The sequence below is a fragment of the Chlorogloea sp. CCALA 695 genome (assembly GCF_003003885.1).
Classification (GTDB): domain Bacteria; phylum Cyanobacteriota; class Cyanobacteriia; order Cyanobacteriales; family Chroococcidiopsidaceae; genus Aliterella.
The window spans coordinates 1-12,555 of the sequence record NZ_PVWN01000027.1; the positions used below are offsets into that span (position 1 = coordinate 1).

The following is a 12,555-nucleotide window of genomic DNA, read 5'->3' on the forward strand; positions in this document are numbered from 1 at the left end:
CTTTTGAAACCTTGGATGATTTAGAGGAGGTTTTATTTCACCGATGCCAATCTCTACTTCAGCAGCAAGATTTGATTCAAGGACTAACTGGTTTTCATTGGTGGACTAGAATTGGAGCTTAACTATAAGTCATTTAACGGACTTGATATTACTTACCCTCCACAGGTTTTGCTATGACTTGCGCCACGCACTTACTGCTACAACCCATCATTGAGTTGACCTGGCAGCCTCCCCACTTCCTGAGGCGGTTTGATTTTTCTATGTACAACACTTCATGGATTTACTCTATAGATACCAGCGAGAAGTATTCCTTTATCAATTCTGATGTTTCTACGGCAAGTATATAACTACTACTTTGAAGTTAGCCCTTATGTTCCATACAGTTGAGAGGTCACCGACCTTGTATTAATTATAACATAGAATTAGCAACGTAATCATCCATCTATTCCCCCGTTTTGCTATTGCAAAACGGGGGAATAGATGTAATCGTCATTGCCCGCCTTATATCCCGACGCTCATCTGAGTACAGATAGAGCGCGGGACTTACGGCGAAGAAGTTAAAAGCAGTTTTAAAAAACTACTCTACGAATTACTTGCCAAGAAATTAGTTAACGGTATACCACCATTACGCCCAACGGCGGGAATTTCTCGCATTTCTACCGTTGCTTTACCAGTGCTGTCTTTAGTAATAGCTGTTCCTGTACCGGGATGCCCATTACTAACAAACAATTGGGGATGATCGAAGGGTGCTTTTTGGTAGCGGACGCGCTCGTCAGTTAATCCTTTCATAAAGGCAACAAGGGCATCTTTTTCCTCATTACTCAATCCTAAATTCTCAATATCTGGATCGAGATTGTCAATATTCTGCTCGTGGAAGTCGCCACCACGATTATAAAAATCAACTACTTGACGTAGAGTTAATTGTCCGCCGTTATGAAAGTAAGGGGCTGTAAGTTCTACATTTCTTAGTCCTGGAGTTTTAAAGGCTCCATCAGCCGCTACACGCTCGTTAGGGCTTACTGGCGGTTCGAGGTTAGGATCGTTAAACTTTCCTTGTTGGGCTAGGCGTGACTCAGATAAAGGATTGCCAAAGGGATCTTTGTCACCTACTCCTAAATCTTCTTTAGTTGGTCTTACGCCGATGTTGTAAAAACCGTTGTCATAAACTGCAACTTCATTGTTGCCCATGACCATGCGCTCTAGTCTTTCTTTTTTAACATTTTTGACGGAAGCATTAGTAAATTCTGCGCCCCCATGACAGTTAATACACTTAGCCTTACCAACAAATAGCTCTTTTCCTCGCTTTTGTTGGCTAGTTAAAGCATTAGAATTGCCCTCTAAGTATTGGTCAATCGGTGCATCGTTGGAAACTAACGTTGATTCGTACATTTGTACCGCCAGTCCAAAAAATAAGGGAAAGTTGTACTCCATTAATGAAAACTGCGTAGCCGAATTAGGATCGGATGCTCCTACTAGCCCAGTAAACGTTGGTTTACCATTAGCATCAATAGTAATTATGCGATCACTATTCCACCACTGGGGTTTAAAAGCAGCTTGCACCAAGGTTTTATACTTCGATCTAACCCCTGGCATAGGGAATTTGCTATAAGTACCTAGTACGCTGTCTTCTAGGTGTACTTTCTGCTTGTTCAAAGGAATCAAAGGCAGCATTTTTTTACCAAGTAAACTAAATGGTTTACCTTTGTAAGACATTTCAACTTCACTTACAGGTGGCCCTACAGCTTGCGATGCAAGACTTGCATTATCTAAACTAATTTTTACTTCTTTTAAGTCTCCTAAAGCTTCGGCTTTAATAACTTTAGCGTTGACATCCCTAGAGCCGAAAGGATTAACACCGTTAAAATCATTTTGCGCTCTACCATCCCAAAAGTTACGGAAGTTAAAGACAGCATTAATTGCACTAGGCGAATTGCGTGCGGTGACTCGGAGTAAGTTTGTGTTGTCAACGTTGAATACTGGATCTATTACTGGAACGCCTACTTCTTGGGCTTTACGGAGAAAAATGTTGGAAAACAAAAAGCCAAATACTCCTTGGGAGCCTGTAACATCGTTGCTATCAGCTATTACTTGTGACTTACGATTGTTGATGTCTGCAAGTTTGTGAAAGGGGTAGTCGTTGGCTTTAAGTTGGTAATTTAGTCCGCCAGTATTAAATGTAGTGTCTGGGTTGGGACTACCATCAGCATTTACTCGTAGCAACCCAGGACTGAGTTGATGTTTGGAACGGTTATCTGCTCCGGCGCTAAAGTGGCAACTGGCGCACGATTGAATGTTATCGCTCCCGGTTTGCATATCCCAAAATAGCGACTTTCCCAGTACCAAAGCTGCGGTTTTATCGTTAACAAATTCTGCCAGGTTTGATGGTTCGGGAATCGATACAGTTTTTAGGGATGTTAAGGGCTGCGATGGGTCTACAGTAGGAACTTCTTGCGCTTGCAATGTTGATGACATACTTTGTCCCACGATCGCGGCGATCGCAAACAGCACCACAATCTTCAGTCTTTTCTTGAGTAAATTTGATACCTTTACTTTTAACCAGTCGAAGATTGAAGTACCTTTAGGAGGTCTTCTTTTTGTATATCTATTCATGGATTATTTCTACTCCTAGCTGATTGGCAGGGTTTTGTTACTTGTGCTGTTTTTTACTTACAACAGTTAAAAATCGTTTTGGGTGCAAACCCTGATAAATCACTTTGAGCAGCAATTTACCAGGGTTTACATTTAATACGTAAAGATACGGAGGAAAATGTTTGTGTACTTGAAATTCCGCAGCGATCGCTATTTAACCTAAAACTAGGTTTAGCTAAGTTGTTTGTATAAATTTAACAGTAAATTTCTGATAGTTTCAGTAAAAACACTAGGCTAACAGACTGAATATAGCATCAACTTTTAGTGCTTGAAGGCGGTCTTTACGAAAACTTGTTACAAAAAACACATTTTATTTATTTAGTAAAATTTTTATCTTAGTCAATTCAAGGCTTATTTGAGCTAAGTAGCTTTAGGGCAAGCTTTTCTAGCTAAAATTGAGTGTTGGTATTACCAATAAAAATTTTAAATGCAGTAAAAATCTATACTTATCTTCAAATTATCTTTATTAATCTTACTTAGGAATCTCAGTATATTTTTTACTTAAAATCTAAGCCCCGCCAACAGTATTGATTAAAAGTTGGTGTGATTTTATTAATTAAATATATATTTCTTCAGTGAACTTACATAGAAACAGTGGCGGAACAATATAGTCCGTGCCAAGCTGCTAAACAGGTGAGAGTCAAAGGCACAAGCCCAATAATTTCCGCACTTTCAAAGTAATTAATAATACTTTGAGCTTTGCGCAACACCAACTATTTTGTATCCAACATACACCTAAAAATTAGGGGAACTTTTGTATGCTTACTTTTAAATCTGTCCAAAATTCAGCAGTAGCAAGTGCTATTGGTTTGCTAAGTCTACTCAATGCTCATAGTTCGCAAGCGGCGGTTATCAACGGTGATTTTGAAGATGGGTTTAGGGGGTACACCACTATAGGGGATACCTTTGTTAATACAGACTCTTTTAAGAGTAACTTGGGTGAAGGAGCCACAGCAGTAATGTCGAACACCCCAGGAGCCGAAGTTGATTTTACTTTTTCTGGTAATCCTTCCGTAGCTACTGCCAACCTAGAGATATTTTTAGGATTAACTATAGGCAGTTTAAATGCGATCGCAACCAGTAACGTAATTGAGGGTTCAGCGATTAAACAAACCTTTTACGGCAATGCCAACGACATTTTATCCTTTGATTTCCAGTTTCTTACTGATGAAGATGTGTCTTCAGATTTTAACAGTCCACGTTTAGGGTTTAACGATTTTTCCTTCTATACATTGCAATTTAGCAACTCGCCATCCAACATATTTCAATTAGCTGACACATTTTCTAATTTCAACGATTCTCGTACACCTTTTATCTCTGAAACTAATGCTCAAAACCGCTCCTTTTCTCTGGCGGAAACTGGATATTATACAATTGGGTTTGGCGTTGTAGATGTAGGTGACGAAAGTTTTGACTCTAGCTTGTTAGTTGATAATGTAGGACTTGTATCTAGTGAACCCGTCCCAGAACCCGCAAGCCTCTTAGGTTTAACCGCTTTTAGCTTCGGTGCATTTATGAAGCGCCGCCACTGGAAAAAGGCTAAATAGCAAGACGCAAAATACAGCCAGGGCGATCGCATTTATCAAAAAATCATCACTCTTGCGGCTATGGAGGGAAATCTACAATTTTTTTCTTCAATCTCAAAAGTAATCGCCACAAATTAATACCTACACCCTACCAAAATTACTTGCTGCTTGGTTTTAAAGCTAATAACATTTCAAACTGGCTAGTAGAAGCGTTAGGACTACTATTGCTCATGCTCACACCACGAATAGAGGCTAAAATAGCTTGGGTTTCTGGGGGGATAGTACCCGGCTGGGCGTTAGCGTTTATTAGTGCTACCGTCTTATCCATATCTAAATAAAAGTATCCAGCATTCGATTTAGGCAAAGAACTTATAGCCGCCTTAAAAGTATCGCTGTTAGTTAATAATTGACTTGGTTTAGTTGCGACGATATCAGCGATGGGCCCGCCAAAAGCAATAAACACTGTGTCTTTATCTAACCATCCATGCCCTAATAATGCCCCTTGACCAGGAATTTGCCATTCCGTTACTGCCGTAGCCCCAATATTTCGAGGTGCTACGCCCACAAAAGAGCTTTTAGCAATGCCATCTAATTTACTTAAAGTAGCTTCGGCGGCGGGACGATTTGTTGTATCAATTACTAACGCGCCCCCAAATCCAATCGGTGCGAGTAGTCCTTGTTTAGAAGCAATTGCCGCAAAAGCAAATTCGCCATCCATCCAGCCAAAAACATCTTTGTCTAAGTCTAAGTTGTAGTTTTGCAGTTGGACTCTAGCTAAATCTAAGCCTAAACTTACTTGGGGAATATTTTTTGCTTGTTTGCTAAAAGCCGTCCAACTTTTGCCAATTCCCGCCCCAGTAATCAAAGCAATAGTTTCGGCGGGTAATATTTCTACTAATTTGCCTGAAGATGCTTGATATTGATTTTTTATTAGTTGCTCATCAACATCAGCGAGGGCTTTTAGTCGCAACCCATCGTTATCTACCCCTATCCCGGCAATTACAGATTTGATTTGTTTTAACTGCGCCAAAGTTTCGGGGGGAATTTGGGAAGCATTGGGGCTACTTGCAATTAGTTGTTCTACTACAGTGCCATAATCGGGAAGATAAATTTGCGCGATCGGGTTACTTAAATCTATACCTTTTGCTAACAGGCTATTTGCACCTTCTTTAGTAGCAAAAGATGGTTCGCCCTTAAAAGTATCAATGGCTTTTTGTACGCCAATTTTTTCTGGAGCAACTACTACATATTCGTTGTTTAGGACGCTGCTGTAAACTGGGTTGCTTTGAAGATCAATACTTTCAGTAATCTTTTGTCCTTTGTAGTCGGTTTCAGTATTTTTAACGTTTTGGCGCGCTTTTAGCTTATTTGCAAAATTTAAGGCACTTACTTTGTCTTTGATTTTTACAACCATCAGCACGTTAAAGGATTCTGGAGTAGTCTGAGTTTGCTTAGTTGAATTTGGGGGCAAAACTGCAATCATTACCCCACCAACCCAAGGTTTTAAGTCTTTTTCGTAATCGATATTAGATTTAGCTAAAGTTTGGTTGTCAAAGTCTTGTAAGCCTTGGTTTACTAAGTTTCGGGCTTCAGAAGTCCCAAACTTTTGCAATTGCTCCCATGCTTGAGAATTGGGAGAGATAAAACTTGCAATCAGTGCTTCATCAGGGATAATTTTGGCACTAGCCAGAGGAGTTGTGCTGTCTCCAACCCCGCCGCGAAAATAAACGTAAGCACCTACGCCACTGGCAACGACTACCGCCGTAGCTAGTAGTGGAAATAAAAGATTAGATTTTTTTGCGGACATTTTATTAACCAATTAAAGTAGTGACTACGTGACTATATCTTTACTTCACAAGCATTAGCAAAAAATCCGCAAACCTTAGATTATTAATCATGTATTATAGCGATCGCATTAATAGTACAACTTTTCTTTTTGCTCTTAGCACGGTTTAATCAAGGAACAAAAATTAATTTAAGGTCAGCAACTCCAATCAATGCAATAAATCTTTGAGCAGAAAGCTTATCTAGGTTAGTTAAAATTGGGCTGTAGCTTTTTTGTATTCTTGAATTAATAGCTGACAATTTTTAGAGGCGGCTACAGCTTGAGCCATAAATTGTTGCCCTTGAGAAAACTTTTGCTCCTTGAAAGCTGTGGTGGCTTTTTGACTAAGTTCCGCAGCTTGAGCAGATAATAATTTAATTTGAATTTTAGGATGATTCATCAACTAGCCTCGGCGATTAAAAATCCTAAATTTTCAGCTACTTAATAAAATTTATCAGCCTGACTTTGAAGCAAACTAGCATCTTCATAGTTATCATCAATAATAGCTCGATCTGCCTCAGCATAAAGAGCGGCAACAATTTCTTGAAAAGCAAGGTAAGTTCGCACTTTGGGCTAATCTTGTTCGTGTCTCGATAGTATTACCTGATTAATAAATCAAACCCAACCGCGCAAGCGATAGATAATTAACCCCACGTACTCTTTTAAAGCGCGAGTAAAATTATGCAAAGAGCCGCTATCAGGCAGTAAAGTCAGTAACTTAGCTTCAAAACTACTTTGAATTTCTTGAAATTCGTTCGTGCTAACCAGAAAATCAGTAGGCGCAGCGATCGCCTTAATTTGTTGACGCTTAAATATTGCCAAACTGCGCGGCATATGCATTGCCGAAGTTACAAGTAAAATATTTTTAATTCCCCGCGTTTGGAGTATTTGTTTGACGTTTACTGCATTATCGTGAGTATTGTAAGAATTGGATTCTTCAATAATCGCACTACTCGGAACTCCCACTTGGGTTAAAATCTCCGCCATATCCTTTGATTCTGGGGAACCACTACCCCGCCACGCAATGCGCCCACCACTAACAATAATTATTGGTGCTAAACCTTGCTTGTATAGCTCTGCGCCATAAAGAACGCGATCGCCTTCTTCACTTAAATCTACTCCTGGACGGGGGAAAAACTGCGATCTTGTCGAGCCACCCAACACAACAATCGCCTCGGCTTGGGGGATGTAATTGGGGGTATTTTGCCATTCTAAAGAGCGCATTAACAACAAAGCAACCCAACTATTACTTGTTACTAGCAAGATAACCAAAGCTGAGGCGATGGGAATTGCTGCAAAGCGCGGCTTTTTCCACAACATTACCAATGCTACTACTAGCAAAATACACGACAGCCCCAAAGGATAAATAAATAAAGGCAGTAGTTTAGATAGAAATAGAAACATTGGTAATATTGAATTGATTAGTACAAGCTACTTTTAGGTAGAACTTGTCATTAAGTAAAAAACCTTTATTAAAAATGCCGCAGATAACATCTTTAGCTGCTAGAATCACAGGCTATTTTTTAAATGTGGTTAAATCCCAGTAATGGATTAGCTACGCAGACTTATTTCGGCGGCGCTTCATTTACAGGCAATGATGCGCTCAAAGGATTCGTTTGAGTAAACCTTTGTACTATTGCTTTATAAACAAATACTGGTAAAGCCAGCATTCTTCGCCAGCGCCAAGGCTCTTGATACAACCTGTACAGCCATTCTAAGTGGTTGTTTGCCATGATTGCTGGCGCTCTAAATTTGATCCCCGACCATATATCTAAACTGCCACCTATACCAATCCAAGTAGCTTGAGGACACAGGGAACGATTTTCGGCAATCCATAATTCTTGACGCGGTACTCCCAATCCTACAAAAATTAATTGTGGTTGCAGGGCAATTAGACTTTTTTGTAATTCCTCTATCTCTGCGCCACTAATAAAGCCGTGTTGAGTCCCGACAATGTTAATAGCCTTGTGTTGAGTCCTAATTGCTTGAGCGGCGGCTTCGGCAACTCTTGGAGCGCCACCATAGAAGAAAACTCGCTCCTTACCTTGTCCTGCTTTTTTTAGTAAGGCTTCTGCTAGTTCAATTCCAGGCAATCGGCGAATTTTTTTTCCATACAATCGGAGATAAAAAACTATCCCTGAACCGTCAGGAATTGTCAAATCTGCTTGCTTAATGATCGCTCTTAAAATCTCATCAGTTTCGCAAAGCATTGTCATTTCAGCATTGAGCGTCACTACATGAGTGCCAATACCTGATTGCAGGCGAGTTGTAAGCCAGCCGACATAATCATTCATTAAATGAATCGGTAGCCCCAGTATCGAAAATTTCTGAGGTGCTTCAACCATAATTAATTTATAGCTAACCTTAAATTACACAGTTATCAACGGGTTAGCCCAAACTAATATTATCCTAATCCGAGTAGGTTAGTTAGTTGGGCATTCTTGACGTTATCGCATTTTTGGAAAAAATACTGGCAAAATGTTTCATGCTACCCGTCGTCGTCTGGCTATTTGGTATACCACAGTAACCGCCGTGTTGCTATTGGTGTTCGCCAGTGGCGTATATTTCTATGTCCGTAGTACCTTGATTGAACGAGTTGATGATACTTTGCTTCACGTGGTAGAAATAGTCGAACGGAATTTAGTCATTGAGCCATACTACCCTGATGTAAAAAAGTTACACGTTAATGTAGAAGCTAGTTTTAGAAACAACGCTGATACGGTAGAAGATGATCGCATCGATTTGGAGTGGTTTAACTCTACTGGTGAGTTGCTGTGGTCAACTTTCTCTGAACCATTAAATATTCCCATTCATTTCAATTCTACGGGTGAAACTGTCCAAGTTCTCAAGCCAGCAGAATATAACAACAATTCTCGCAATTATTCCCCTTTATTATTGCGGCAAGTAACCCAGAAAATGCAAGTAGGACAGGAGGTACTAGGATATTTGCGCGTTAGTCATCCTTGGTTTGAAGTTAGTAAACCCGCTCAACAGCTTGCTATCGATCTTAGTGTAGGTACGGGCTTGATGGTATTTTCGGTTGCTTTATGCGGCTGGTTTCTTTCGGGGAAAGCAATGGAACCTGTGTTGCTATCTTACCAACGCCTCAAACAGTTTACCGCCGATGCTTCTCACGAACTAAGAAGCCCGATTACTCTAATTCAAACTAATATCCAAGTTGCCCTAGCAGAGCCAGAACTAAGCAATTCGTCAAATTCTACTTCTTTGCAGTACAGCCAAAACTTAAAGGTTTTAGAGCGGTTGACTAAGCGCTTAGGTCGATTGGTGGACGATTTGCTGTTTTTAGCCCGACAAGATAGTGGATTAGTACAACCGCAATTTGCTACTTGTCCCTTAGATGCGTTGCTAGTAGAAGTTGTGGAAGAACAACAGTTACTAGCAAAAGAAAAAAATATTACCCTGTCTTTAGAACTAATTGAACCCCAAGAAGCAGTGCCAACACCAGAACAACTAGATAGCTGGTTTACACTTTCTGGAGATTGGGATCAGTTGGCGCGATTGTTTACTAATTTAATTGAGAATGCAATAAATTATAGTTCCAAGGGCGATCGCGTCCAACTACAGTTACAAAGAATTGCCACTACTAGCGAATTAACCCCACTGGCTATGCCTCCTGGGGCGATGCAAGTCAAAATTATTGACAAAGGAGTGGGTATTGCCAGCGCCGATTTACCACGTCTTTTTGACCGCTTTTATCGCGTAGATCCTGCTCGCAGCCATACTAACTGTAGCGGTTCGGGCTTGGGTTTAGCGATTTCTTCTGCGATCGTCCTCAACCATTTTGGTCAAATCAAAGCTACAAGCGTCCTCCACCAAGGTACAACTTTTATTGTGACTTTACCTATACTTTTAGAACCTGCTTAATCGCCACAATCTATTTAGGTTGGTGGATGGGTAATTGGTAATGGGTAATGGGTAATTGGTAATTGGTAATGGGGAGGAGACAGAATTGCAAAAAGAAAAATCATCACACTTTCGGCAACGCCTAAATATATTCTATTTAACAAACTTATACGTAGAACAAATGCTTCCTGTGACAGATGCAAGCTGGTAAGATTTTCTCATATTTTAGAATTCGGCGGTCATATCAATCGTTAATTAATTGACCAGTACATAGTTATATAGCGCTAAACGCCAAAACTTTGAGGGCAATTAACTAAACGATAACTACCGCAAACCTTTGATAAAGAATTAGGAGAAGTTAATGCCAATTCCATTAAGAGAAGATGTTGCCTACATTATTTTAAAAAAGATTAACGAAAGTGGGCAAAAAATGCACGAAGTTGGCTTCGATGCTAAAGATTTTATCGGTCGAAGCTTGACTCAAGCTGAACTTTTGGGGCATTTAGATTACTTGAATCAGATGCAATTTATCAAAGCTGAATTTACTGGTAATGCTTACGCGAACCAAGAAGATGTTCCTGACGCGGTGGATGCTAAAGAATTTGATTTAAGAATCGCTAATTCCTTTGGTGCGCCAGACGGCCCATTGCCTCATTTGATTACTTTTAAAGCCGCAGAGCTTACTGAAAAAGGACGCAAAATTTTAGAAAGAATGGAGGCAAACCCTCCCGAAGCTCTCAATGAAGGGCCTGCGGTAGCAATTGCAACCGATGATATGCCTTTTTTAGAAAAAGTAACAATTCGGGGAAATTTAGAAGATATTTTTGATGCTAGAGACATTACAGAAGTAGTGTTTCGCACCATGCGAGATATGATGACAAAAGAAGCTTCTGACCGCGTTGCTAGCGAACTCCACGAAATGGTCGAACCCACAGAAGATAAAGCATTGCAAAATGAAATCGCTGATTTGTGGAACGATACTAACCCCATTACTCGGTTTTTGAGTAGAGTTAGACCACCCTTAAAAATTAAGTCTGGTACTTTCTTATTTAGGATTAATCAAGAAGCAGGTTTACCTAGAGCGGTAGAGGCAGAAACCATAGTAAAAGCAGTATTTTGGGCAACCAAAGATGAGTTGTCTGAAGCCCGAATTAAAGAAGTTGCTAGCTTCTTGCCCGATGAAATTCGCCAGTTGTGGAATGAAGCTTAACTAAAAAGAAGCATTTATACAAAAATAATTTTGCAGGGGTGTAATTATTTTAAGTATGAATGCTTCAGATTATATTTTTTTTAGTTGGTAACGACAAATAAAAAATCCGAGAGAAAAGAATGATTACTGCAAAAATAGTTAGCCTAGTTGCGAAGACTGTATTAATTGGGCTACCGTTAGTAGCGATCGCTCCTAGCGTCAGTGCTAATCCTAAAATGGCAAGTAAATTAAAACTTTTGCCTACTACTACCAATCAGCGCCAAACTTCTGCACTCAATCCCCATCCTAGTATTTTCGCCCAAGCTCCCTACAATCGTTCGCAACTAATGCTTAGAGAGAGTTTGAGACTAGCAAAACAAGTCCAAAAACCAGCGAATAGCGATGCTGAAAACTCAACACCTAGCCAAAGCGAAGTAAAACCTTGGTCTGAATCTCAAGAAAATAGAAAAGCTTTAGTTAAAGCTATTAATGGACAATTTAACATCCGGCTGAGAAACCTAACTAATACAGAAGTTACTTACGAATTAGTAGGTCATACCAATCAGCGCCAATTGACAGGAAATAACAACTTTATGCTAGAAGACTTAGCAATGCCTGTCACTGTAACAGTTTTACGCGAAGATGGCGGATTAATTAGAGTTACGCCTAAACCTGTCGCACCGGGAATATTAGAATTAAGGTTAGACGAAGCATTAAACCTCGACCAAGACAGGCGCGCTGTGAGAGTTCGAGAAGGTGGATCGCTGTTGATTTATTAAGACTATCTTAGCGGGTGCTGCGATCGCTTTAAAGAAATTTTTAGATACTTTAAGGCGATTTTTATATTGAGGCGTGCTAAACAAGAATTTTGTATAGTTTTGATACACTAAAATTACTAACTAAATTTTTATCATTTGCTATGGTATTAGTTCATTCCACTACTTTAGGCGCATTTTTCTCTTTACCCCTTGATAGTCTGCTTTCTACTCAAGGTATAATGGTCATGCTCTTAGCAGCCTACGCTGGGGCAATGTGGATGTTTCTTACTAGCGCCCCCAAAGTCCACACCATTATGGTGTCAGATATGGAAATTGCTAGGCAATTCTATGAAGGGCTACTAGATTTGCCCGTAGCCGATATACCTCTGCATTATTACTATAACTACGAGCAATCTTTGGGAGTAACTGCCGGGATTGACCCCTTATATATGTCTGCAAGCCCAGGAGTGTCTAGCGGCAGAAATCTTAACGCCCCGGACGGTTTGTGGTATCAGTTGAAAAAAAACAACCAACTGCACGTAATTTCTGGTGCTAATTTGGGCAAAAAAAATCAACAGCGCCATGTATGTTTTGATAGAGATTGTTTAGAGCAAGTATTGATGCGCGTAGAAGTGCGGGGATTAAAGCACAAAATTCGCAACCAAAAACCCCTGAATTTTTTAGTCAAAGACTTAGAAGAAAGAGTTATTGAAATGGCGGAAGTGTCAAATTAAACTGATAAAT

The 12,555-nt window shown here is 40.0% G+C and carries 11 protein-coding genes; 5 read left to right on the top strand and 6 right to left on the bottom strand.

All coding sequences use genetic code 11. The annotated features are described in order from the left end of the window. Positions 1-582: 582 nt before the first annotated feature. Positions 583-2,610, bottom strand: coding sequence for a cytochrome-c peroxidase (locus C7B70_RS14525; RefSeq protein ID WP_106369744.1), 2,028 nt, complete (start codon positions 2,608-2,610; stop codon positions 583-585). A gap of 797 nt (positions 2,611-3,407) precedes the next feature. Here C7B70_RS14525 and C7B70_RS14530 point away from each other — a divergent pair. Further along, the gene (locus C7B70_RS14530; protein ID WP_106369745.1) at positions 3,408-4,196 is read left to right on the top strand and encodes a PEP-CTERM sorting domain-containing protein; all 789 of its coding nucleotides are present in this window, start codon (positions 3,408-3,410) and stop codon (positions 4,194-4,196) included. 136 nt (positions 4,197-4,332) lie between these two features. Here C7B70_RS14530 and C7B70_RS14535 read toward each other — a convergent pair whose 3' ends face one another. The 5 genes from C7B70_RS14535 to C7B70_RS14550 form a co-directional block, all read right to left on the bottom strand. Then, a complete protein-coding gene (locus C7B70_RS14535) occupies positions 4,333-5,982 on the bottom strand; it encodes a DUF3352 domain-containing protein (RefSeq protein ID WP_106369746.1) in 1,650 nt (549 codons plus the stop codon). 229 nt (positions 5,983-6,211) lie between these two features. Then, positions 6,212-6,400 (bottom strand): hypothetical protein, encoded by a 189-nt coding sequence (locus C7B70_RS14540; RefSeq protein WP_106369747.1) that lies wholly within the window; start codon positions 6,398-6,400, stop codon positions 6,212-6,214. 41 nt (positions 6,401-6,441) lie between these two features. Next, entirely contained in the window at positions 6,442-6,567 is a 126-nt protein-coding gene (locus C7B70_RS28375) for a hypothetical protein (RefSeq protein ID WP_255409340.1), read from the bottom strand. 48 nt (positions 6,568-6,615) lie between these two features. Then, positions 6,616-7,404: a YdcF family protein gene (locus C7B70_RS14545; RefSeq protein ID WP_106369748.1), complete on the bottom strand. Its 789-nt coding sequence runs from the start codon at positions 7,402-7,404 to the stop codon at positions 6,616-6,618. A gap of 161 nt (positions 7,405-7,565) precedes the next feature. Continuing rightward, positions 7,566-8,345 carry a WecB/TagA/CpsF family glycosyltransferase gene (locus C7B70_RS14550; protein WP_106369749.1) on the bottom strand — a complete coding sequence of 260 codons (780 nt, stop codon included), beginning with the start codon at positions 8,343-8,345 and terminating at the stop codon, positions 7,566-7,568. A 133-nt stretch (positions 8,346-8,478) separates the two neighbouring features. On the opposite strand from C7B70_RS14550, the gene C7B70_RS14555 reads away from it, so the two are divergent. The 4 genes from C7B70_RS14555 (at position 8,479) to C7B70_RS14570 (ending at position 12,545) form a co-directional block, all read left to right on the top strand. Continuing rightward, complete coding sequence (locus tag C7B70_RS14555) at positions 8,479-9,885, top strand: cell wall metabolism sensor histidine kinase WalK (protein WP_106369750.1); 1,407 nt, start codon at positions 8,479-8,481, stop codon at positions 9,883-9,885. 340 nt (positions 9,886-10,225) lie between these two features. Continuing rightward, positions 10,226-11,074: a DUF2267 domain-containing protein gene (locus C7B70_RS14560; protein WP_106369751.1), complete on the top strand. Its 849-nt coding sequence runs from the start codon at positions 10,226-10,228 to the stop codon at positions 11,072-11,074. Between the two features lie 119 nt (positions 11,075-11,193). After that, the gene (locus tag C7B70_RS14565; RefSeq protein WP_106369752.1) at positions 11,194-11,832 is read left to right on the top strand and encodes a hypothetical protein; all 639 of its coding nucleotides are present in this window, start codon (positions 11,194-11,196) and stop codon (positions 11,830-11,832) included. A gap of 140 nt (positions 11,833-11,972) precedes the next feature. Continuing rightward, positions 11,973-12,545: a VOC family protein gene (locus tag C7B70_RS14570; RefSeq protein ID WP_106369785.1), complete on the top strand. Its 573-nt coding sequence runs from the start codon at positions 11,973-11,975 to the stop codon at positions 12,543-12,545. Positions 12,546-12,555: the final 10 nt, after the last annotated feature.